The sequence below is a fragment of the Xenorhabdus thuongxuanensis genome, from assembly GCF_001908095.1.
GTDB lineage: Bacteria > Pseudomonadota > Gammaproteobacteria > Enterobacterales > Enterobacteriaceae > Xenorhabdus > Xenorhabdus thuongxuanensis.
The window spans coordinates 78,801-102,739 of the sequence record NZ_MKGR01000001.1; the positions used below are offsets into that span (position 1 = coordinate 78,801).

Consider the following 23,939-nt stretch of genomic DNA (forward strand, 5'->3'; position numbering starts at 1 on the left):
CAGGTTAAATATAATTTATTTTGAAATAACAAATAAACGACAATTTAACCTGTTGTTTTACTTTTAATATCTAAAAGGCCAAAACTGCTTATATAAAAAAATTTATCCTTAAAAATCAATAAATTAATTTTATCTCACCAAATTTAGACTACCCTATTTCATTAGACTTTCGGTCTAATATGATCCATATCAAATTCAGGTCGATCCCCGTTTGTTACTATCAATGCGTGCTATGATTAATTAAGGATAAAGAGAGTGTTAGGATGAAAACTGACAGCCCTTTCAATTTATTTTCACCTGCTGTAATGGCACAAATCGCTGATGACATTGGTGTATATAAAGTCAATAAACATCCTACAGTGACTTATTTATCAGCAATCATGGCAGGTGTGTTTATTTCCATTGCTTTTGTTTTTTATATTACGGCAACGACAGGAATCTCTTCCATTCCTTATGGGTTAGCTAAATTAACTGGCGGGATCTGTTTTTCCCTCGGTTTGATGCTGGTGGTTATATGCGGCGTCGATCTTTTCACTTCCACTGTGTTGACAATTATTTCAAAAGCCACTGGGCGTATTACCTGGTCTCAAATGATCAAAAACTGGATTAACGTTTACATCGGTAATCTGATTGGCGCCCTGTTTTTCGTGGCCTTGGTTTGGTACTCCGGCCAATATGCCGTTGCCAATGGAACCTGGGGACTGAATGTATTACAGACAGCTGATCATAAAATGCACCATTCCTTTATCGAGGCGATATGCCTAGGTATTTTAGCCAATCTGATGGTATGTCTTGCTGTCTGGATGAGTTATGCCGGCCGCAGTCTGATCGATAAATTATTCGCACTGATCCTGCCAATCGGCATGTTTGTCGCCAGTGGTTTTGAACACAGTATCGCTAACATGTTTTTAATTCCGTTTGGGATCATTATCAAAAACTTCGCACCAGATGAATTCTGGTTGAAAGTAGGAACAACTCCTGAACGATTTCCTCAACTTAATGTTTCAAGCTTTATTACCGATAACCTGATCCCTGTCACGATCGGTAACATCATTGGTGGTGCGGTATTGGTTGGATTGACTTATTGGTTGATTTATTTACGTGGCGGCAAAAATCATTAATTCGCCTCTGCATCAGATCTCTTAAAAGTTCCACTGTTAAAAGGTAGAAGTATCATGTCCGAGTTAAACGAAAAATTCTCAGTAGCATGGCAAGGCTTTAACGAGGGTAGCTGGCAGAATGAAGTCAATGTCCGTGATTTCATCCAGAAAAACTATACCCCGTATGAAGGTGATGAATCATTCCTCGCGGGTGCCACAGAAGCAACAAATGTTTTGTGGGAAAAAGTTATGGAAGGTATCAAAATCGAAAACCGTACCCATGCACCGATAGATTTTGATACTGACATTGCGTCTACAATTACCTCTCATGATGCGGGTTATATTGAAAAAGATCTGGAACAAATCGTTGGCCTGCAAACCGAAGCACCACTGAAACGTGCCATTATTCCATTTGGTGGCATTAAAATGGTTGAAGGTTCTTGTAAAGCTTACAATCGCGAGCTGGATCCGAAATTGAAACAAATTTTCACTGAATATCGTAAGACGCATAATCAGGGCGTATTTGATATTTACACCCCCGATATCCTGAAATGTCGTAAATCTGGTGTATTGACTGGCTTGCCTGACGCCTATGGCCGTGGTCGTATTATCGGTGATTACCGTCGCGTTGCATTGTACGGAATCGACTTCCTGCGTGACGAAAAATTTGCCCAATTCACTTCCCTACAGGAAAAATTGGAAAATGGCGAAGATTTGGAAGCTACCATTCGCCTGCGCGAAGAACTCGCTGAACAGCATCGTGCTCTTGGTCAAATCAAAGAGATGGCTGCTAAACATGGCTATGATATTTCCAATCCTGCTACCAATGCCAAAGAAGCCGTGCAATGGACTTATTTTGCCTATCTGGCAGCCGTTAAATCCCAAAACGGTGCTGCAATGTCCTTTGGCCGTGTTTCGACCTTCCTGGATATCTACATCGAACGTGATATTCAGGCCGGTAAATTAACTGAACAACAAGCTCAAGAGCTGATCGACCATTTGGTCATGAAACTGCGCATGGTGCGTTTCCTGCGTACTCCAGAGTATGATGAGCTGTTTTCTGGCGACCCAATTTGGGCAACCGAATCACTGGCAGGTATGGGTTTAGATGGACGCACCCTTGTAACCAAAAACAGTTTCCGTTTCCTGCATACGCTATATACCATGGGGCCATCCCCAGAACCTAACATGACCATCCTATGGTCTGAAAAACTGCCTATTAACTTTAAAAAGTTTGCAGCAAAAGTCTCTATCGACACCTCATCCCTGCAATATGAAAATGATGACCTGATGCGCCCTGACTTCAACAGCGATGATTACGCTATCGCATGCTGCGTCAGCCCAATGGTTGTTGGTAAACAAATGCAATTCTTCGGCGCCCGTGCAAACCTTGCAAAAACCATGTTGTATGCCATCAACGGCGGCGTAGATGAAAAAATGAAAATGCAAGTTGGCCCAAAAGAAGAGCCAATGAAAGACGCTGTACTAGATTATGACAAGGTCATGGAGCGAATGGATCACTTCATGGATTGGCTGGCAAAACAGTATGTCACTGCCCTGAATATTATCCACTACATGCATGACAAATACAGCTATGAAGCTTCATTAATGGCACTGCACGATCGTGATGTATACCGTACTATGGCATGTGGTATCGCAGGTCTATCCGTTGCCGCTGACTCATTATCTGCCATTAAATACGCGAAAGTTTCCCCAATCCGCGATGAAGATGGCCTGGCAATTGATTTCAACATTGAAGGTGAATACCCACAATTTGGTAACAACGATCCACGTGTCGATGATATCGCTTGTGATCTGGTTGAACGCTTCATGAAGAAAATTCAGAAGCTGCAAACATACCGTAATGCTGTTCCAACCCAGTCTGTACTGACTATTACCTCAAACGTGGTTTATGGTAAGAAAACGGGTAATACACCTGATGGACGTCGTGCTGGCGCACCATTCGGACCAGGCGCTAACCCAATGCACGGACGTGATCAAAAAGGTGCCGTTGCTTCATTGACTTCGGTCGCTAAACTACCGTTTGCCTATGCCAAAGATGGTATTTCATACACATTCTCTATTGTACCTAATGCACTGGGCAAAAATGATGAAGTGCGTAAAGCAAATTTGGCGGGTCTGATGGACGGCTATTTCCATCACGAAGCAGATATCGAAGGGGGTCAACACCTGAACATTAACGTGATGAACCGCGAAATGCTGTTGGATGCCATGGAAAATCCTGAGAAATACCCGCAATTGACTATTCGCGTATCTGGTTACGCTGTGCGGTTTAATTCTTTGACTAAAGAACAGCAACGGGACGTTATCACCCGTACATTTACTCAAACCATGTAATTATTAAAATATAGTGTAATTACTTGAAATAGAGTCAATGAGAATCGCGTTAACGTAACATTTCATTATTTCTATTGAAATAACTCACAATAAAGGCTCTTTAATCCTTGGGGGCCTTTATTAGCTTGCTAGTTTTGGAGAAGTCCTTTCATGTCCGTACTTGGCCGTATCCACTCTTTTGAATCTTGCGGAACCGTAGATGGTCCCGGTATCCGCTTTATCGCGTTTTTCCAAGGTTGCCTTATGCGCTGCCTCTATTGCCATAACCGCGATACTTGGGATACCCATGGCGGAAAAACGGTAACAGTCGAAGAATTAATAAAAGAAGCAACAACCTATCGCCATTTTATGAATGCTTCCGGTGGTGGAGTCACGGCTTCCGGTGGTGAAGCAATTCTTCAGGCCGAATTTGTTCGTGACTGGTTCAGAGCTTGCCATGAAGAAGGCATTCATACCTGTCTGGATACAAATGGCTTTGTTCGCCGTTATGATCCGGTGATAGATGAACTATTGGATGCTACCGATTTGGTTATGTTGGATTTAAAACAGCTTAATGATGATATTCACCAAAAATTAATTGGTGTGTCCAATCATCGGACTCTCGAATTTGCACGTTATCTGGCAAAACGCAATCAGAAAACCTGGATCCGTTATGTTGTTGTTCCCGGTTGGTCGGATGACGATCAATCAGTTCATTTACTTGGTGAATTCACCAAGAACATGAAAAATATTGAAAAAATAGAGCTATTACCTTATCACGAACTCGGTAAACATAAATGGATTGCCATGGGGGAGGAATATAAATTGGAAGGTGTTAAGCCCCCATCAAAAGAGACAATGGAGAGAGTAAAAGAAATTTTAAGTGGCTATGGGCATCATGTGATCTATTAGATTTATTCCTGCCCAAAGACCTTTTTGACCATCACGGTACTGTTGTTTCTTGGACATCAACCATATTATTAACAAATGCAGATTATTTCCTTGTTTTTAGAAAGATAGGGTAGCCATAAGACAAGTTAATTTATGATAGTTACTCGTAAAAAAAGCGCCATATTCGGCGCTTTTTTATTAAGAAAAGAGGGTATTAACCAATGTATTCCAATCCATTCATATAAGGACGCAATACTTCTGGGATTTCAATACGACCATCTGCCTGCTGATAATTTTCCATCACAGCAACCAAGGTACGACCTACCGCAAGACCAGAACCATTCAGTGTATGCACCAACTGGGTTTTCTTGTCATCTTTACCACGGAAACGCGCTTGCATACGGCGAGCCTGAAAATCCCACGTGTTAGAACAAGAGGAAATTTCACGATAAGTATTTTGTGCTGGTAACCAAACTTCCAGATCGTAAGTTTTTCTTGCACTTGCTCCCATGTCACCTGTGCACAGCAGCATCTTACGGTAAGGAAGATTCAGTAACTGTAATACCTTCTCAGCGTGCCCAGTCAGTTCTTCCAATGCTTCCATGGATTTTTCCGGATGAACAATCTGAATCAATTCAACTTTATCAAACTGGTGCATACGGATAAGACCACGGGTATCACGACCATAAGAACCCGCTTCAGAACGGAAGCAAGGGGTATGCGCCGTCATCTTCAATGGCAACGCGCTTTCATCCAGAATTTCATCACGCACTAAGTTAGTGACCGGAACTTCCGCAGTTGGAATCAGAGCATAATGGCTGCCAGACTCTTCTTCCAATGGTCTGGTATGGAACAGATCTTCACCAAACTTAGGTAACTGACCTGTACCATATAAAGAATCATGGTTAACCAGATAAGGGACGTAAGTTTCCAGATAACCATGCTGCTCTGTATGCAGATCCAGCATGAACTGGGTGATGGCACGGTGCAGACGAGCGATCTGCCCTTTCATTACTACGAAACGTGAGCCAGTCAATTTAACCGCAGCCGCAAAATCAAGGCCGCCAGTCAGTTCACCCAGTGATACATGGTCTTTGATTTCAAAGTCATATTGGTGTGGTTCACCCCAACGGCTAATTTCCAGGTTATCACTGTCATCTTTTCCGTCAGGAGAAGAATCATCAGGAATATTCGGCATGCTTAATGCAATATTACGGATTTCAGCCTGTAAGGTTTCCAGTTCAGCTTTTGCTGAATCCAGCTTTTCTCCCAACTGATTCACTTCCTGACGCAGTGGTTCAATATCTTCACCACGGGCTTTCGCTGCACCAATAGCCTTCGATCGGGAATTACGTTCTGCTTGCAGGGTTTCAGTTTCAACTTGCAAAACTTTGCGGCGCTCTTCTAGTTTGCGCAGCATCTCCACATCAAGGGTATAACCCCTGCGAGCCAGTTTTTCGGCGACTGCGTCTAGCTCATTACGCAGTATATTTGGATCGAGCATGCTAGTCCTGTGCTTGTTGTTATTGAAAAATGGTTATTGAAAAATCGTCAAAAATTACAGCTTAAAAGCTGTAATTTGGCATTGTTGGATATAAACCTTACCGTATCAGGAAAATTAACGATAGCGTTTTATTGGGCTATTTTGATCCTGTTCCATTAGCCAGTTTAACTTTTCACCTATCTTACCTTCCAGCCCTCTGGCAGTCGGATAATAATAACGTGTTTGTTGCATTTCTGGCGGAAAATAGACTTCACCGGCGGCATACGCATTTGCCTCATCATGAGCGTAGCGATAATCTTCACCAAACCCAATTTTCTTCATCAGCTTAGTCGGGGCATTACGCAAATGGGCAGGAACGTCATAATCCGGTTTGTTTTGCGCATCTGCCATAGCTGCCTTGAATGCGGTATAAACAGCATTACTTTTCGGTGCACATGCAAGATAGACAATGGCCTGTGCGATCGCCCTTTCTCCTTCAGCCGCTCCGACACGCGTAAAACAATCCCATGCAGCAATAGCTATCTGCATTCCGCGTGGATCAGCATTACCCACATCTTCAGAAGCAATTGCCAGTAACCGACGGGCAACATAAAGAGGATCACCGCCTGCGGTAATAATTCGAGCGTACCAATAAAGTGCTGCATCAGGTGCTGAACCGCGGATTGATTTATGCAAAGCAGAAATTAAATCGTAATACCGATCACCTTTATTATCAAACCTGGCACTCCTTTCCCCACTCACTTCTTTCAATAATTCCGGCGTCAAAACCCGTTGCCCTTGCGCATTGGTTTCTGCCATGTCCGACATCATCTCCAGCAAATTCAGTGAGCGGCGTGCATCTCCCGCCACAAGCTCAGCTATCATTTGGCGAGTATTATCCGGTAATACGATATTTCGTCCGCCAATGCCACGCTCTGTATCGTTCATGGCCTGAATAAGAACCTGTTCAATTTCTGCCGTCGAAAGTGATTTCAATAAATAGACACGAGCCCGCGACAATAAGGCTGAATTTAATTCGAAGGAGGGATTTTCGGTGGTTGCACCAATAAACGTGATCGTACCATCTTCAATATGTGGCAAGAACGCATCCTGCTGGCTCTTATTAAATCGATGAACCTCATCAACAAATAAGATAGTTCTACGCCCTGCATTACGATTTTGTCGTGCTTTTTCTATGGATTCACGAATTTCTTTTATGCCAGAAGTGACTGCCGAAATGCGTTCAATATCAGCTTGTGCATAATAACCAATCACTTCAGCTAGTGTTGTTTTTCCTGTTCCGGGAGGTCCCCACAAAATCATGGAATGAAGGTGACCAGTTCGGATGGCTCGCGGCAAAGGTTTTCCTTCCGCCAGTAAGTGTTGCTGGCCAATATACTGATCTAATGTGACTGGCCGCATTCTTGCGGCCAGTGGCTGAAATTCATTTTGTGAAAAATCGAGAGAAAGATTGTTCACTTAAACCTCACTGGCGCTGATCATCCAGCGTGACACCTTCCGGTATGGTAAATTTGAATTTTGCCGCATCCACGTTTATATTTTGCTGCCCTTTCAATTGGTAAGCACTTTTTTGCCCATCCTGTTCAACGGCAGTAAATTTTTGGATTGTTCCTTCTGGTGTCACGGTAATTGAAAAATGTCTTAAATTGCCATTGGTATTATGGGGAATCAGTTCGAAATTATTGCCGTTTTGCATAACTTTGTACTGTTTCCAATCGGCAGGATCATTGCGTGCAATCAGCATAAATGGCGTATTTCCCGTCGCTTCTTTTAACCAATTTGCAGTCACCTGTTCGACGAAAGGATTATAAAACCACAGTGTCTTACCATCAGAAACCAAAACACTCTCATCAGGTGACATCATATGCCAGTTAAACAAATTAGGACGTTTGATCCAAAGTTCTCCCTCTCCTTGTTGGATTGTTGAACCATCATTGCTAGTTACTGTTTGAGTAAAACTGGCATGAAAACTATTCACCTTTCCCAAACGCCCTTGCAGATCCTGCATCGCATCAGCCCAAGCAGAACCCATGCTCATACCCATCATCAGACAACCAATCAACATCAGTTTTTTCATGTGCAAGATACCTTCAATTCGTTTTATTATCAGCCATCAATTGTCGATACTGTTTACATTTCACAGCGATAATTAATTTTCATGCGGCGGAGGTGCCAAAACTTCACGATTGCCATTATGCCCAGGTGCACTAACTATTTGTTGTGCTTCCATTTGTTCGACAATCCGAGCCGCTCGGTTATATCCAATCCTGAATTGACGTTGCACACCCGAAATAGAGACGCGACGTTTTTCGACCACAAATTCAACCGCTTGATCAAACAGGGGATCTAGCTCTTCGTCGCTATCAAATCCCATACTGCCTTCACCGTCTTCTCCTCCTTTGACAATACTATCTATATATTGAGGGCGACCACGGGCTTTCCAGTCATTCACTACTTCATGCACTTCTTGATCGCGCACGAATGCACCATGAACACGTACAGGAATGGAGGAGTTTGGCGCCAAATAAAGCATATCTCCCATGCCAAGCAATGATTCTGCACCACCTTGATCAAGAATGGTACGAGAATCTATTTTACTGGATACTGTAAATGCAATACGTGTCGGAATATTTGCCTTAATCAGCCCGGTGATAATATCAACAGAAGGACGCTGAGTTGCTAATACTAAGTGGATACCTGCCGCTCGTGCTTTCTGAGCCAAGCGTGCAATTAATTCTTCTACCTTTTTCCCTACTGTCATTATTAAGTCAGCAAATTCATCAACCATAACAACAATATAAGGTTCTTTTTTCAACATAGGATGAGTTACATCCATACTGTCACCTGGTTTCCAAAACGGATCAGGGATAGGCCGCCCCATATTTTCGGCTTGCTTGATCTTGTCGTTATAGCCCGCAAGGTTACGCACACCTAAAGCTGACATCAGCTTATAGCGTCGCTCCATTTCATTTACACACCAACGCAATGCATTGGCTGCATCTTTCATATCGGTAACAACTTCAGTCAATAAGTGCGGAATGCCTTCATAAACCGATAACTCAAGCATTTTCGGGTCAATCATAATAAAGCGTACATCCTCTGGTTTCGCTTTATACAGAATACTAAGGATCATCGCATTGACCCCTACCGATTTCCCCGAACCAGTAGTTCCTGCTACCAATAAGTGAGGCATCTTACCCAGATCAGCTACAACTGGCTGCCCTGCAATGTCTTTTCCTAAAACGATAGTTAACGGTGAAGGGTTATCACGGAATTTATCACAGTCCAAAACTTCCCGCAGATAAACTGTTTGGCGTTTTTTATTGGGTAATTCTAAACCAACATAAGGTTTTCCCGGAATAACTTCCACAATACGGACGGCTACCGCTGAAAGCGAACGAGCGAGGTCACGTGATAAGTTAGAAATACGCGAAGCTTTCACCCCAGGAGCTAAATCCAATTCAAATCGTGTGATGACAGGCCCTGGAGAGAACCCAACAACATCCGCTTTAACACGATAATCGTTCAAACGCGCTTCAATTAAACGCGAGGTTTGCTCAAGTGCAAACATATCAACCGGTTCTTCTTCCGCCGGTGGTTCAGCCAAAAGATCCAAAGAAGGCATCGGCGTCGTTGGTTTTGGCAATGGTTGATCATTACGCATCAAAAATGGGTGGAACAAACTATCTTGCTGCGGTTGCTGCGGTTGCTGCGGTTGCTGCGGTTGCTGCGGTTGCTGCGGTTGCTGCGGTTGCTGCGGTTGCTGCGGTTGCTGCGGTTGCTGCGGTTGCTGCGGTTGCTGCGGTTGCTGCGGTTGCTGCGGTTGCTGCGCAAAAATATGCTGATTTTTCGATACGTAAGAATCAAGAACAATTGCTGTATTTTTTTCCTGAATTTGTTGAGCCGTTGGCTCTGTTGACATGAATACAAATTCAGTAGGCTCAGGTTGATTTAGTTGGTAACGTTCACGTTGCTGTTGCTCAAACGCTATCCGCAACGCTTCTTCCTGCGCTTTTTGTTCATCTATTGGCTGTTCGTCTATGATCTGTTTATCTGCACTATTTTTCGTCAACTCATCAGCTACCGTTGGTTGCTTATCTATCGGCGTACTTTCTTCACGAGACTCTGACTCTCTATTTCCTGCCTCAAAATCAGCACCATAGCGCTCACGTTGCTGTTCGAGGAATTGCTGACGCAACATGTCTTGCTGTTGGGCATCCATTCGGTGTTCATTAGCTTCTGCAATCAGCTCATTCTGCCTCTCTTTCTCTTTCCGCTGCATGTGTTCTGCCAAACGGTGAGAAGGCACTTTGATACCATACAATTCGCGACGTGTTGGGATCCTAACAGGATTAGGACGCGGCATTTCAGGACCAATACCTTGTTTAATCTGTGGATTCCTCGCCACTATAGCAGAGCTCGCAATATCCGCTGCTGTATTTTTAAAATTGGCATTATCATTTTCAGGAAGCGTAAATGCATCTGTTACATCATCTTGTGAATTCGTATTCGTACCAGCAAAACTGTTCGTGGATAGATTTGAAATAACCTGAGAAAAATCATCTGATTGTGGATTTGTATCTGATTGGTAATCATCCGGCAATTCAAAAGAATAGCGAACGGGTTCCTGTTCCTGAGGTTGATCAAATGCTGGAGAGGTTGCTACTGTCGATATAGCTGGCTGAGGTGTATCCTCAAGATCAAGCGAATGTTCAGTTTTCTCGGATGAACCGTTTTCTTCCATAACCGGAGAAACGGGTGCAGGCTGTAATATCGGATCTGTATTAGCTAATTCGACTAATGTTGGGGCTGTCAGTAATACGTCATCTTCATCTGCGTCTGGCGTTTCAGTAGCAACCACAGATTCAACCATTTCATGTTTATCTACATGCTCCGCATGTTTTTGTTCACTGGCTGAGTGTTCGGAAACTAACGTAGTTTCTAAATCATTTTCGTCATATTCAACATTATTGCGGCCACGATTGACTACAAAACTCAGTGAATCCAGAATAACTGCACCGATTTTTTCTGCAATCGTGAGCCATGACCATCCTGTAAACAATGTGAATCCAACGGCCCAAATGCCAAGCAGAGCCAATGTTGCCCCCAAGATGTTGAACCAAGGCAAAATCGCATTACTGAATAAATTGCCTATGACTCCACCAGCAGCAAAATCATTTAAATCATCAATATTGAGTGCAGCCAAACCACATGACGTCAGTATCAGGGCTAAAGCACCAATGACGCGTAATGCAAGTGTGAAGAAATCAATGTACTCTTGCCTATCTTTCTGACGGAAAGCATTCCAACAACCTAACAACATAAAGGGCGGGACTGCATAGGCAAGAATACCAAATGCCGAGAATAGTGTGTCAGATAACCAAGCACCAACACTGCCGCCCCAATTGTGGACAGGTTCATGCCATGATGTCTGTGACCAACTGGGATCAGATGGATTGAAGCTGATAAGCACTACCATCAAGTACACAGCACAGATAGCAATAACCAACAGAACGGCTTCCAGAAGCCGGCGGCCACTGCTTATCTTCTTTAACTTAACACGTTTGTCTTCTGTATATTCCTGGTTCAAGAAAGACTCTCCAGGTTTTTCTGTTGATTAAAATGGAACAACGCTGAGGGTAGCTCAGCGTTGAAACTGTATACATAAACAGGAGTGTACCTAAGTTTTGCCTGTTTTGCATCTGTACATTTTAGATGAAAGCTTAACGAAGCTTAATCACCAAACGGTTACTTTGTTTCACTTCTTCCATTACAACATAAGTACGGGTGTCGTTAACACCAGGAAGACGTAACAAAGTTTCGCCGAGCAATTTACGATATGCAGACATATCTGGCACACGTGTTTTCAGCAAGTAGTCAAAATCACCAGAAACTAAATGACATTCTTGGATTTCTTCTAGTTTCTGAACAGCAGTATTGAATTGTTCAAATACATCTGCTGCACCTCGGTTCAGCGTAATTTCAACAAATACCAGCAATGATGCATCCAAATAATGAGGATTCAGCAAAGCCGTATAACCAGAGATAAAGCCCTGACGCTCTAAGCGACGCACACGTTCCAGACAAGGTGTTGGTGACAAACCAACTCTCTTGGATAACTCCACATTAGAAATACGGCCATCTTTTTGCAACTCGTTAAGGATATTACGATCTATACGATCAAGATCTTTTCCTGGACGCTTCTTATTATCTATCATCTTATTGCTCTCTCTTTATATTCCTACACCTAAAACATTTTCCCTATCTCTTTCAATCGGTTGAGCTGGAAAAGATGTCTACAAAGGTTAAAGTGTAATCTGTAACCAAGGTTTGAGGACTACTACAATTCCTAGAAACAATCTCCAAAAATACAATCTTCTAGACTACAATTTCCTAGAATTCGATTAATTATCCCTTTGACTTTCCAAGTTGCTGTTATGTTGCTGTGCTCACTCACCCCAATCACTCAGTTATCCACATATCAGCCACTCATCACTCATATTAGTTTCTATGCGCTTGAGGTTTTGTTCCCTTGCCGCCGCATTGCAACTTGAATCCATTAGGGATACAACACGATTTACCAGAATATCGCCTCTCAGAAACATCATTTCCCAGGACACTATCTCTCAAGATACTAGCTCCTAAAACACTAAGCTTTTCAGAAACAACTTAACGGCAATTTTTATATTCTATGAGAAAATTTCCCCCACTAATTTGTCTATTTTATAAAAACAATTGATTAGCGAGGTAGATAATTATCTCTTGCACAGATGTTTTCGCAAATGCACAGCCGATTGTCAAAGTAAATGAACAAAAATCAGAACAACCTACCAAACAAATTTTCAATAAATCGTTTTGATAGCTTATTTTATGTCAAATATGTATAAATGATGTTCAATTCAAAAAATTAAACTATCGTCTCTTACAATACGATTACATCATAATTGCTATCTATCGGTAATATCGTTAATAACGTGAATATTTTATCTGATAATCGCTTTTTTTAACTTATTATTTCTCCTACAATCCCTAAATCTGCAATATGCGATAATGGAAATGAGGTATTCATGAGCACAGCCAAACACAGTAAACTTATCATTCTTGGCTCAGGTCCTGCTGGTTATACCGCTGCTGTGTATGCAGCCCGCGCTAATCTAAATCCTGTCCTCATTACTGGGGTTGAAAAAGGCGGCCAATTGACCACCACGACTGAGGTTGAAAACTGGCCCGGTGATCCTGAAGGGCTGACTGGCCCAGGTTTGATGGATCGTATGTTCCAACACGCCGAAAAATTTCAAACAGAAATCATTTCTGACCATATTCAGAAAGTTGATTTCTCAAACAGACCATTCCGTTTATTTGGTGATGATCAGGAATATACCTGTGATGCTTTAATCATCGCGACAGGTGCTTCAGCCCGTTATCTCGGATTGCCTTCCGAGGAGGCTTTTAAAGGTCGAGGTGTATCTGCCTGTGCAACATGTGATGGGTTTTTCTATCGTAAACAAAAAGTTGCTGTAGTCGGTGGGGGTAATACTGCCGTTGAAGAAGCACTGTATTTGGCGAATATTGCCTCTGAAGTACATTTGATTCACCGTCGTGATACTTTCCGTTCAGAGAAAATCCTGATTGACCGCATGATGGAGAAAGTGAAGAACGGTAATATCATTCTGCATACTGATCGTACATTGGATGAAGTTCTGGGTGATGATATGGGTGTTGCTGGCATCCGCATTAGTGATACGAAAAGTGACAACACCGAAGAACTGGATGTTACTGGCGTTTTCATCGCCATCGGCCATAGTCCAAATACTGGCATCTTTGATGGTCAGCTAGAATTGGAAAACGGATATATCAAAGTCCAATCTGGCTTGCATGGTAATGCCACCCAGACTTCTATTCCAGGTATCTTTGCCGCCGGAGATGTTATGGATCATGTGTATCGCCAAGCTATCACTTCAGCTGGTACAGGCTGTATGGCTGCATTGGATGCTGAACGTTTTCTTGACGGATTGGCAACCAAATAATCTATCTTTCCCCAAAGCGCTATTTCGATAGCGCTTTTTAATAGGTAACATACAGCCTGTTTTGATATTCCGTATCATTACCCACTAATCAGAAATTTTTCTTATGGACAAAACAAGACAATCTGAACTTGTTCGATGGCTGAAGCAGCAAACTGCTCCTGCCCGTCGGTGGCTTCGTTTATCAATGCTACTTGGCTTAATCAGTGGATTGCTGATTATTTCTCAGGCCTGGCTCTTGGCGACAATCCTCCAAGCCCTGATTATGGACAATGTTCCCCGTGAAAACCTTATCGACCAATTTCTAATGTTGGCCGCTATTTTTACATTACGAGCAATTATCAATGCTGTTCGGGAGCGTGTCGGGTTTATTTGTGGCAAAGTTGTACGCCAACAAATTCGCAATATGGTGCTAGATAAACTCGAACAACTAGGTCCAGTGTGGGTTAAGGGGAAACCTGCCGGAAGCTGGGCAACCATTATCCTGGAGCAGATAGAAGACATGCAGGATTTTTACTCTCGCTATCTACCCCAAATTGCTCTTGCTACGATGATCCCTATCTTAATCCTAATTACTGTGTTTCCAATTAATTGGGCCGCAGGATTGATTTTATTTGTCACCGCTCCATTGATTCCTCTGTTTATGGCATTGGTGGGATTAGGAGCCGCAGATGCCAATCGGCGCAATTTTGTTGCTCTCGGCCGATTAAGCGGTAATTTTCTCGATCGTTTACGGGGTTTGGAAACTTTGCGCCTGTTTCATCGAGGGGATGCGGAAGTTGAACAAATCACGGAGTCGACAGAGAACTTTCGTCGCAGAACGATGGAAGTTCTGCGCATGGCATTCCTATCTTCAGCGGTTTTAGAGTTTTTTGCCGCTATTTCCATTGCCGTTGTTGCTGTTTATTTTGGCTTTTCCTATTTGGGAGAATTGCACTTTGGTAGCTATGGCATCGGTGTTACGCTGTTTGCAGGTTTCCTCGCGTTAATCCTCGCACCTGAGTTTTTTCAACCACTGCGCGATTTAGGTACGTTTTATCACGCCAAAGCCCAGGCAGTCGGAGCGGCAGAATCGCTCTTCACCTTACTTAACAGCGATGGAGAACAAGTCGCAAGTAGCGGTGAGAAAACACTATCAGATAAAAAACCCGTTACTATTGAGGCCCGCGGTCTGGAAATTATGTCCCACGATGGACATCGTCTTGCTGGTCCTTTGAATTTTACAATTGATAAGCGCCAACGAATTGCTCTAGTTGGAAAAAGTGGTGCAGGCAAAAGTTCGTTGATCAATGTATTGCTGGGATTCTTACCTTATCATGGTTCCTTGAAAATCAATGGAATTGAGTTGCGTGAACTCAATCTCACCAAATGGCGCGAACATTTAAGCTGGGTTGGGCAAAACCCACATCTGCCAGAACAAACACTACTTGATAATATTCGTCTTGGTCAATATGACGCAACGCAAGAACAAATCAAGGATGTGATGGAACGGGCTTATGTTAGTGAGTTTATTGACGACCTTCCAGATGGAATCAATACAGTGATAGGTGACAACGCTGCTCGCCTGTCTGTTGGACAAGCCCAGCGTATTGCGGTAGCACGAGCGTTGTTAAATCCTTGCCAATTATTGCTATTGGATGAACCAGCCGCCAGCCTTGATGCCCATAGCGAACAGCGTGTGATGATGGCTTTAAATCAGGCCTCACATCAACAAACCACATTATTAGTCACTCACTTATTAGAAGAAACGCTATCGTATGACCAGATTTGGGTAATGGAAAATGGATTGCTGATTGAGCAAGGTGATTATCAAACTTTAAGCCAGTCTCAAAGTGTATTTTCTCGTTTGTTATCTCACCGTAGTGTGGAGCTTTAATCATGCGTGTATTACTCCCATTTTTCGCGCTCTACCGCCGCCATTGGTTTCTCATTAGTTTAGGTATGGTATTGGCAATTGTGACGCTGCTAGCCAGTATTGGGTTGCTAACACTCTCTGGTTGGTTCCTTGCTGGCACAGCCTTGGCTGGACTCGCAGGGTTATATACGTTCAACTATATGCTACCTGCTGCCGGTGTTCGTGGTGCAGCTATTTTTCGAACTGCTGGCCGTTATGGTGAACGGCTTGTCAGCCATGATGCAACATTCCGGGTATTAGCACATTTACGTGTTTTCGCATTTCAAAAAATACTGCCCCTTTCTCCTGGAGGCATTGCTCGTTTTCGTCAAGGTGAGTTGTTAAATAGGCTTGTTGCGGATGTCGAAACACTGGATCACTTGTATCTGCGAGTTATTTCTCCTGTCCTCGCCGCATTCGTCGTCATTCTCGTTCTGACATTCGGCCTGGGCTTCCTTGATATCACCCTCGCCTATACTATTGGCGGTATTATGCTAGGGCTGCTGCTGATATTACCTTGTGTGTTTTACCACGCAGGAAAACCTTATGGCAGAAACATTACCCAACAACGCAGTCAGTATCGTATATTACTTACCAGCGCCTTGCAGGGGCAAGCTGAGTTAAGCGTATTTGGCGCACTCAAGCGCTTCCGTCAATCCATGACAGAGATTGAAAATAATTGGCTAAAAAATCAGCAAAAACAAGCCAATTTGACCGGACTCTCACAAGCCATCATGATTTTTTCCACTGGTATGACGGTGACACTGATCTTGTGGCTGGCGGCGGCAAGTGTGGGAGACAATAGTCAGGCAGGAGCATTAATAGCACTGTTTACATTCTGCACCCTTGCTGCGTTCGAAGCACTTGGGCCAGTCACAGTGGCATTCCAACACATGGGGCAAGTCATTGCATCTGCGACTCGTGTTTCTCAGTTGATGCACCAAAAACCGGAAGTCACCTTCCCTTCCCATGGACCGCAAGCAAATGACAAGCTCAGCCTTGAAATAAAAAATGTTGATTTCACCTACCCTGACCAGCCACAGCCAGTATTGAAAAATATATCTCTATCCCTGACATCAGGCGAACATATTGCTTTACTGGGGAAAACAGGATGTGGTAAATCAACGCTTTTGCAATTATTAACACGTGCCTGGGACGTCAATAGCGGTGAGATTCAACTCAATCAGAACCCTATCTCCCACTATGATGAGTCAACATTACGTTCAATGATGTCTATCGTTCCGCAACGGATACATGTCTTTAGCCATACTTTGCGTGAAAATCTCTTATTGGCAAAACCAGATGCTAATGACGATGAATTAACAACCGTACTGCAACAAGTAGGTTTAGGGTACTTGCTAGACACTGATAAAAAGCTAAACTGTTGGATGGGTGAAGGCGGGCGTCAGCTTTCCGGTGGAGAACAGCGTCGCTTGGGTATTGCCAGAGCATTGTTGCACAATGCCCCTTTAATACTGTTGGATGAACCCACTGAAGGACTTGATACTGATACAGAACAACAAATTCTGTCGCTGCTACACCGTAGTTGTCAACATAAGACGTTGATTATCGTTACCCATCGACTCACAGGCTTGCAACACATGGATCGGATCTGCGTTATGGATGGAGGGCGCATTATCGAGCAAGGTAAGCACAATGCGTTACTAGCTCAACAAGGGCGTTACTACCAATTTTATCAGCGACAACAGTTTCATCAGCTACAGAGCTATTCTGAGCAAAGGTGATTCAACTTATGTCGATAGCTCAACTGGGTAACTCATATGAATTCCCCCATCCTACCAATGCGCTAGTTGAACCAAATGGCTTATTGGCATTTGGAGGAGATTTAAGTGCAGAACGTTTACAGGTAGCGTATCATGAGGGGATTTTTCCGTGGTATTCGCCTGATGAGCCGCCTTTATGGTGGTCTCCCGATCCTAGGGCCGTGTTGATTCCAGGAGAATTACATATTGGCCGGACACTACGTCGATTTATTCGCAAGCATACTTACCAAATCACGGTAAACTATGCTTTTGATGAAGTGATATATAATTGTGCCCAACGACAAGAAGGCACCTGGATTGGGCCAGGTGTTCAAAAAGGTTATCAAGCCTTACATAAAGAAGGTTTAGCCCATTCAATTGAAGTTTGGCATGACCATCAACTTGTAGGTGGTTTATATGGTGTCTGTGTCGGTACACTATTTTGTGGTGAATCGATGTTTAGCAAAATGGAGAATGCTTCCAAGTGTGCTTTTATCGCATTCTATCACCATTTTTTACGTCATGGTGGTCATCTATTTGATTGTCAGGTATTAAACCACCATACAGAATCATTGGGTGCTAAAAATATTTCGAGAGAAAAGTTTCTCCAGCATCTTTATCAATTAAGAAAACAGTCATTGCAACCAGGCTGCTGGTCTGCACAAAAGCTGGATTTATAATCATCTCTTAGAAATAAATGCTGTTCATGGTGGGAATGTCATTAGCCAGCATATTATCGTATGTAAAATGATGGCTTAAAATACGACATTCCTTTACATAATGATGGTTTTTCGGCATTATCTTGCCGGTTAAAAACTATGGTTGTTACACTTAGAGGATTAGATGGCCAAAGAAGACACTAATTTTGAAATGCAAGGTACTGTTTTAGAAACACTGCCAAATACTGTGTTTCGCGTTGAATTAGACAACGGACACATTGTCACTGCTCACATCTCAGGAAAAATGCGTAAAAACTATATTCGCATCCTGACAGGGGACAAGGTTACAGTTGAGCTAACTACATATGATCCGGAAAAAGGACGCATCACTTTCCGTAGCCGCTGATTAAGTTACCTTAACACCACAGGTGATCGGCATTTTTCAGAATTCACCTGTGGTGTGATTACAAACTTTTTTATCACCAGTCAGTTACCAGTTTCTATCACTAATATCGCTTATACTTATTCCGTTTTATACCGTCTATAACGTTACAGCACAGCATCTTCTGCTCTCTTTTTATTCGATTTTTGGGCACTCTTAAAATCGTATACCAATGCCTGTTTAACTTTATCAAGTTTAATCTTGACTGAGCCTCCATGCACTAAAGCGCCAAATAGCAACTCATTCGCCAGTGGTTTTTTGAGATTATCCTGAATTACACGGGCCATAGGACGTGCTCCCATCGCCTTATCATAACCTTTGTCACATAACCATTGGCGGGCATCTGCATTGACTTCCAAAGAAACACCTTTTTCATCCAGTTGGGCTTGTAACTCGACGATAAATTTATCAACAACTTGCTGAATAACTTCAGAAGAGAGTGCATCAAACCAAATGGTGCTATCAAGACGATTACGGAATTCAGGTGTGAAAATCCGTTTTATCTCTTCCATACCATCCGTGCTATTATCCTGTTCAGTGAACCCAATGGCTTTACGCTGTGTTTCACGTACCCCTGCATTGGTTGTCATCACCAAAATAACATTGCGAAAATCCGCTTTACGGCCATTATTGTCGGTCAATGTACCATTATCCATAACCTGTAATAACAGGTTAAATACATCAGGATGAGCCTTTTCAATCTCATCCAATAACAGTACAGAATGAGGATGTTTGATGATTGCATCGGTCAATAATCCTCCCTGATCATACCCAACATAACCCGGAGGAGCACCGATTAAACGGCTGACTGTATGGCGTTCCATATATTCTGACATATCAAATCGCAATAATTTGACATTCATTACCTTGGCAAGTTGGACTGTGACTTCTGTTTTCCCCACCCCCGTAGGTCCTGCAAACAAGAAAGATCCTACTGGCTTATGATCCTGTCCCAATCCGGCACGGCTCATCTTAATGGCCTCTGTCAAGGCGGCAATTGCTTTGTCTTGACCAAAGACCAACATTTTCAAACGCTCATCCAGTGTTTTCAATACATCTTTATCACTGGCTGACACAGTTTTTTCTGGAATACGGGCTATACGAGCAACAACAGACTCAATATCGGCAACATTAATAGTCTTCTTACGGCGACTAGCTGGCACTAACCTGGTCCTTGCTCCAGCCTCATCAATAACATCAATGGCTTTATCCGGTAAATGACGATCGGTAATATACTTCACAGATAATTCAACTGCTGCCCGAATAGCTTTCGCTGTATAACGAACGTCATGATGTGCTTCATATTTAGTACGCAGCCCATTGATAATTTGTACCGTTTCTTCAGAAGAAGGTTCAAGAATGTCAATTTTTTGGAACCGACGAGCCAAAGCCCGATCTTTTTCAAAAATATTGCTAAACTCGTGGTAAGTCGTTGAGCCAATTACCCGTATACGCCCACTGGACAACAGCGGTTTAATAAGATTAGCTGCGTCCACCTGCCCACCTGAGGCAGCACCCGCACCAATAATAGTATGGATTTCGTCAATAAAGAGAATGCTTTTACTATCCTGCTCCAACGTTTTTAACAAAGACTTGAAGCGCTTCTCAAAATCGCCGCGATATTTTGTACCTGCCAACAACGAGCCAATATCCAAAGAATAGATGGTACAATCCTGCATAACTTCGGGAACATTCTTTTGCACGATACACCATGCAAGCCCTTCAGCAATGGCCGTCTTACCAACTCCCGATTCTCCAACAAACAAAGGATTATTCTTACGGCGACGACAGAGTACCTGAATAGTTCTCTCCAATTCACTATGACGGCCAACAAGCGGATCAATTTGCCCTTTCTGTGCCAATTGATTCAGGTTGGTTGTGAAGTTCTCCAATCGATCTTCACTAACTACCTGTTCTTCCGGAACCGGATTGATACTATGATGGGCATCATTATCTGATTCATCTTTACGCGTGCCATGAGAGATAAAATTCACAACATCTAAACGACTGACGTCGTGCTTACGCAATAAATAAGCAGCCTGGGACTCCTGTTCACTAAAAATAGCAACTAAGACGTTCGCCCCTGAAACCTCCGAACGCCCCGAAGATTGAACATGAAACACCGCACGTTGCAAAACACGCTGAAAACTTAGTGTAGGTTGTGTATCCCTGTCATCATTCTCAGATAGTAGGGGGGTGGTTTCTGCAATAAAATTTTCTAGCTCTTGGCGTAACATTGCCAGATCGACTTTACAAGCCTCCAGTGCTTCCCGCGCTGATGTGTTACTTAACAACGCCAGCAACAGGTGCTCTACAGTCATAAATTCATGTCTGTTATCCTTTGCTTTGGCAAAAGCAATATTGAGACTAAGTTCCAGTTCTTGATTGAGCATAAGCACCTCCTCCTAAATTTCAGTAAGCCAGATCAGACTTTTTCCAGCGTGCAAAGTAACGGATGCTCGTGCTCCTTAGCATACATGTTCACTTGCGCAGCTTTAGTTTCTGCGACCTCTGCCGTATAAATTCCGCAAATTGCTTTCCCTTTGTAATGGACATCCAGCATTAGTTGCGTTGCTCGTTCAACATCATAAGAAAAGAACTTTCGCAGTACGTCAACCACAAACTCCATAGGGGTATAATCATCATTGTTAAGAATAACCTTATACATGGATGGTGGTTGTAACTTTTGTTTTGCATCATCCTCAATAAATTCTTCAACTTTCAAATTGTTATAAAACTCAGTCATTATTCTTCCGCTGGGTATTAACTGTCCACTGGATTTTAGTATGAACTAATTCATCCTACTGTTATATATTTTATCACCTCATAAAGTACTCTGCTTACCTCCCTCCTTGATTAGCGGAGCAGAATTTTACCTAAAAATCGGATACCGTTACCTATATCAAACTTTAGTCATTTAAGACAACCTGATGTTGTTTATATGCTTGACGACATAATGAATTTCACTACAGTATATTTTATGAACACCGCTTCCTGTCTGGGCGTTTGTTCATATTTTGAATTTTTTAGTGACTCCTAAACCCGAAATCGTGATACGAGGGATAGAGAAGTATGGAAACAGGTACTGTTAAATGGTTCAATAATGCAAAGGGCTTTGGATTTATCTGCCCAGCCAGCGGGGGCGAGGATATATTCGCTCACTATTCAACCATTCAGATGGATGGTTATAGGACGCTGAAAGCTGGACAAAAAGTGAACTTTAGCGTTCATCAAGGCCCTAAAGGTAACCATGCCAGTCTCATTGTACCCCTGGAAAATGGTTCAAAATCAAAAAAATAGTGACCCGATAAATTCGTAATTTCCACGCCACAAATAGACAATAAGCTTATTTGTGGCGTGCTATTTATTCCCTTGCCAAAGCCTCTATAGGATCGAGGTGAGCAGCATTTCTTGCAGGCAGGAAACCAAATATTATCCCTATTGCCGTTGAACAACCAAATGCGATGATAAATGCAGTGATGTTATAAACGAAATTCCAGTTCGGTAACATTAATTGCGCCATAAAAGAAAGGCTGTATGACAGAATAATCCCCAGTATCCCCCCTATTAAACAAACCAAAACGGCTTCAATAAGGAATTGCTGCATAATGTCACTGGTTCTGGCTCCTACTGCCATACGAATACCAATCTCTCTTGTACGTTCGGTAACTGATACCAACATGATATTCATGACACCAATTCCCCCGACAACCAAGGATATTACCGCAACTAACGTTAAAAATATTTGCATCGTCCGTGTTGTTTTATCCATTATTTTAATAGTGTTATTCACATTATAAGTGTGAAAGTCTTTTTTACCGTGGCGGAACATCAACAACTGATTAAGTTTTTCTTCCGCTGCATTGGACTCATAGCCATCTTTCAATCTGACAACGATCGAATTCAAGTAACTTTGATTCATCAAACGGCTATTCATCGTACTGTAAGGTACCCAAACTTGTAATGCATCACTGCCATAAAGATTTTGCCCGCTAGCAATTACCCCTATCACTGTCAAGGGCATATTTGTTAACAGTAACTTTTTGCCTATCACATTATCCTGGTAAGAAAAGAACTTCTTACGTGTTTTCTCATCAATGATAACCACTTGAGACTGACGCTCAATCATGTCTGAAGTAAAAGGGATGCCTTGAGAAAGCTTCATGGCATATACCTGAAAAAAATCACTTCCTACTCCCGATATTTGTGCTTTAGCATCCATATTCCCTTGACGCAAACGCCCGCTATTCACAAATTCGGGAGAAGCAGCCTGAACATAGGGCTGAGATTTTATTGCCGGAATATCAGTAAGTTTCAATGCCTGCATATCCAAAGCGTTATCACTGCCAAAATCTTTTCCCGGATAAATCGTTATGGAGTTAGTGGCAATAGATTTAATATGTGATAACACCATCGATTTTGCTGCATCACCAATCACTAAGATCGTTACGACAGAAGCAATGCCTATTATAATTCCAAGCATTGTTAACAGAGTACGTAGCTTATTCACACTCATGGCGCGCCATGCCATCAATAAAGCTTCATTAAAACGTCCCCAGATTTGTTGCACTGGAGAGGTTTTTACATTAACAGTTTCTGTATCTACAGCCGAAGAGATATGAGACAATGTTTGATGTTTAGAAGAGCGCACCTCACTAACAATACGCCCATCTTTAATTTCAATCACTCTTTGCGCCTGTGCCGCAATATTGGGATCGTGAGTAACAATAACAACCGTATGTCCCTGTTGACAGAGTTTCTTCAAGATATCCATCATTTCACGGCCGGAAGTACTATCCAATGCGCCTGTCGGTTCATCTGCAAGAATGACCTGGCCACCATTCATAAGTGCCCTGGCAATACTGACCCGTTGTTGCTGTCCACCTGAAAGTTGGCTTGGTCGATAGTTAATCCGATTTGCCAATCCAAGGCTCTTTAGCAATTCAATAGCCCGCTTACGACGTTGTATTTTGGAAATACCGGAATAAATTGCCGGAATCTCAACATTTTGTTCAGCGGTCAAATGAGTCAATAAATGGTAGCGCTGAAAAATGAACCCAAAATATTCCCTGCGTAACTCTGCCAACTGATCATTATCCAAGTCAGCAATATTTCTTCCTGCAACCCAATATTCTCCATTGCTAGGTTTATCCAAACAGCCAAGTATATTCATTAAAGTAGACTTACCTGAACCGGAAGCTCCAACAATAGCCACCATTTCTCCGGTCTGTATAGATAATGAAATATTATCCAGAACAGTGACTTGTTCTTCTCCAGCCGGATAGCTACGACTAACGCCTTTTAGTTCCAGTAACGTGCTCATTA

Annotated in this window: 17 protein-coding genes; 9 read left to right on the forward strand and 8 right to left on the reverse strand. The window is 42.7% G+C overall.

What is annotated here, in order from left to right:
* Positions 1–263 precede the first annotated feature (263 nt).
* The 3 genes from focA (at position 264) to pflA (ending at position 4,349) form a co-directional block, all read left to right on the forward strand.
* Positions 264–1,121: a formate transporter FocA gene (focA, locus tag Xentx_RS00380; RefSeq protein WP_074018294.1), complete on the forward strand. Its 858-nt coding sequence runs from the start codon at positions 264–266 to the stop codon at positions 1,119–1,121.
* 54 nt (positions 1,122–1,175) lie between these two features.
* On the forward strand, positions 1,176–3,458 hold the full coding sequence (gene pflB, locus Xentx_RS00385) for a formate C-acetyltransferase (RefSeq protein WP_074018295.1): 2,283 nt from the start codon (positions 1,176–1,178) through the stop codon (positions 3,456–3,458).
* A gap of 150 nt (positions 3,459–3,608) precedes the next feature.
* Positions 3,609–4,349 (forward strand): pyruvate formate lyase 1-activating protein, encoded by a 741-nt coding sequence (gene pflA / locus Xentx_RS00390; protein WP_074018296.1) that lies wholly within the window; start codon positions 3,609–3,611, stop codon positions 4,347–4,349.
* A 193-nt stretch (positions 4,350–4,542) separates the two neighbouring features.
* Here the strand turns inward: pflA and serS are convergent, their stop codons facing one another.
* From serS to lrp, 5 genes are all read right to left on the reverse strand, one after another.
* Entirely contained in the window at positions 4,543–5,832 is a 1,290-nt protein-coding gene (gene serS / locus Xentx_RS00395) for a serine--tRNA ligase (RefSeq protein ID WP_074018297.1), read from the reverse strand.
* A 114-nt stretch (positions 5,833–5,946) separates the two neighbouring features.
* Positions 5,947–7,290 (reverse strand): replication-associated recombination protein A, encoded by a 1,344-nt coding sequence (locus Xentx_RS00400; RefSeq protein WP_074018298.1) that lies wholly within the window; start codon positions 7,288–7,290, stop codon positions 5,947–5,949.
* Between the two features lie 7 nt (positions 7,291–7,297).
* The gene (lolA, locus tag Xentx_RS00405; protein WP_074018299.1) at positions 7,298–7,909 is read right to left on the reverse strand and encodes an outer membrane lipoprotein periplasmic chaperone LolA; all 612 of its coding nucleotides are present in this window, start codon (positions 7,907–7,909) and stop codon (positions 7,298–7,300) included.
* 72 nt (positions 7,910–7,981) lie between these two features.
* The gene (locus Xentx_RS00410; RefSeq protein WP_074018300.1) at positions 7,982–11,422 is read right to left on the reverse strand and encodes a DNA translocase FtsK 4TM domain-containing protein; all 3,441 of its coding nucleotides are present in this window, start codon (positions 11,420–11,422) and stop codon (positions 7,982–7,984) included.
* 133 nt (positions 11,423–11,555) lie between these two features.
* On the reverse strand, positions 11,556–12,050 hold the full coding sequence (gene lrp, locus Xentx_RS00415) for a leucine-responsive transcriptional regulator Lrp (protein ID WP_074018301.1): 495 nt from the start codon (positions 12,048–12,050) through the stop codon (positions 11,556–11,558).
* Between the two features lie 849 nt (positions 12,051–12,899).
* Here lrp and trxB point away from each other — a divergent pair.
* From trxB to infA, 5 genes are all read left to right on the forward strand, one after another.
* Positions 12,900–13,859, forward strand: a complete 960-nt coding sequence (gene trxB, locus Xentx_RS00420) for a thioredoxin-disulfide reductase (RefSeq protein WP_074018302.1) — start codon at positions 12,900–12,902, stop codon at positions 13,857–13,859.
* Positions 13,860–13,962: 103 nt separating this feature from the next.
* Positions 13,963–15,732 (forward strand): heme ABC transporter permease/ATP-binding protein CydD, encoded by a 1,770-nt coding sequence (cydD, locus tag Xentx_RS00425; RefSeq protein ID WP_074018303.1) that lies wholly within the window; start codon positions 13,963–13,965, stop codon positions 15,730–15,732.
* A gap of 2 nt (positions 15,733–15,734) precedes the next feature.
* On the forward strand, positions 15,735–17,495 hold the full coding sequence (gene cydC, locus Xentx_RS00430) for a heme ABC transporter ATP-binding protein/permease CydC (protein WP_074018304.1): 1,761 nt from the start codon (positions 15,735–15,737) through the stop codon (positions 17,493–17,495).
* 8 nt (positions 17,496–17,503) lie between these two features.
* Complete coding sequence (gene aat / locus Xentx_RS00435; RefSeq protein WP_074018305.1) at positions 17,504–18,193, forward strand: leucyl/phenylalanyl-tRNA--protein transferase; 690 nt, start codon at positions 17,504–17,506, stop codon at positions 18,191–18,193.
* Positions 18,194–18,356: 163 nt separating this feature from the next.
* Positions 18,357–18,578, forward strand: coding sequence for a translation initiation factor IF-1 (gene infA / locus Xentx_RS00440; protein WP_047767507.1), 222 nt, complete (start codon positions 18,357–18,359; stop codon positions 18,576–18,578).
* 143 nt (positions 18,579–18,721) lie between these two features.
* Here infA and clpA read toward each other — a convergent pair whose 3' ends face one another.
* Both clpA and clpS read right to left on the reverse strand, forming a co-directional pair.
* Positions 18,722–21,007, reverse strand: coding sequence for an ATP-dependent Clp protease ATP-binding subunit ClpA (gene clpA, locus Xentx_RS00445; RefSeq protein ID WP_074018306.1), 2,286 nt, complete (start codon positions 21,005–21,007; stop codon positions 18,722–18,724).
* 32 nt (positions 21,008–21,039) lie between these two features.
* Positions 21,040–21,360 carry an ATP-dependent Clp protease adapter ClpS gene (gene clpS / locus Xentx_RS00450; RefSeq protein ID WP_074018307.1) on the reverse strand — a complete coding sequence of 107 codons (321 nt, stop codon included), beginning with the start codon at positions 21,358–21,360 and terminating at the stop codon, positions 21,040–21,042.
* 326 nt (positions 21,361–21,686) lie between these two features.
* Between clpS and cspD the strand changes: the two genes are divergently transcribed.
* A complete protein-coding gene (gene cspD / locus Xentx_RS00455; RefSeq protein WP_074018308.1) occupies positions 21,687–21,914 on the forward strand; it encodes a cold shock-like protein CspD in 228 nt (75 codons plus the stop codon).
* A gap of 64 nt (positions 21,915–21,978) precedes the next feature.
* On the opposite strand, the gene macB is transcribed toward cspD, so the two are convergent.
* Positions 21,979–23,937, reverse strand: a complete 1,959-nt coding sequence (macB, locus tag Xentx_RS00460; RefSeq protein ID WP_074018309.1) for a macrolide ABC transporter ATP-binding protein/permease MacB — start codon at positions 23,935–23,937, stop codon at positions 21,979–21,981.
* Between the last annotated feature and the right edge of the window lie 2 nt (positions 23,938–23,939).

Coding starts and splice junctions, on each gene's coding strand:
- focA (WP_074018294.1), top strand. CDS start 264: ATGAAAACTGACAGCCCTTTCAATTTATTTTCACCTGCTGTAATGGCA.
- pflB (WP_074018295.1), top strand. CDS start 1,176: ATGTCCGAGTTAAACGAAAAATTCTCAGTAGCATGGCAAGGCTTTAAC.
- pflA (WP_074018296.1), top strand. CDS start 3,609: ATGTCCGTACTTGGCCGTATCCACTCTTTTGAATCTTGCGGAACCGTA.
- serS (WP_074018297.1), bottom strand. CDS start 5,832: ATGCTCGATCCAAATATACTGCGTAATGAGCTAGACGCAGTCGCCGAA.
- lolA (WP_074018299.1), bottom strand. CDS start 7,909: ATGAAAAAACTGATGTTGATTGGTTGTCTGATGATGGGTATGAGCATG.
- lrp (WP_074018301.1), bottom strand. CDS start 12,050: ATGATAGATAATAAGAAGCGTCCAGGAAAAGATCTTGATCGTATAGAT.
- trxB (WP_074018302.1), top strand. CDS start 12,900: ATGAGCACAGCCAAACACAGTAAACTTATCATTCTTGGCTCAGGTCCT.
- cydD (WP_074018303.1), top strand. CDS start 13,963: ATGGACAAAACAAGACAATCTGAACTTGTTCGATGGCTGAAGCAGCAA.
- cydC (WP_074018304.1), top strand. CDS start 15,735: ATGCGTGTATTACTCCCATTTTTCGCGCTCTACCGCCGCCATTGGTTT.
- aat (WP_074018305.1), top strand. CDS start 17,504: ATGTCGATAGCTCAACTGGGTAACTCATATGAATTCCCCCATCCTACC.
- infA (WP_047767507.1), top strand. CDS start 18,357: ATGGCCAAAGAAGACACTAATTTTGAAATGCAAGGTACTGTTTTAGAA.
- clpA (WP_074018306.1), bottom strand. CDS start 21,007: ATGCTCAATCAAGAACTGGAACTTAGTCTCAATATTGCTTTTGCCAAA.
- clpS (WP_074018307.1), bottom strand. CDS start 21,360: ATGACTGAGTTTTATAACAATTTGAAAGTTGAAGAATTTATTGAGGAT.
- cspD (WP_074018308.1), top strand. CDS start 21,687: ATGGAAACAGGTACTGTTAAATGGTTCAATAATGCAAAGGGCTTTGGA.
- macB (WP_074018309.1), bottom strand. CDS start 23,937: ATGAGCACGTTACTGGAACTAAAAGGCGTTAGTCGTAGCTATCCGGCT.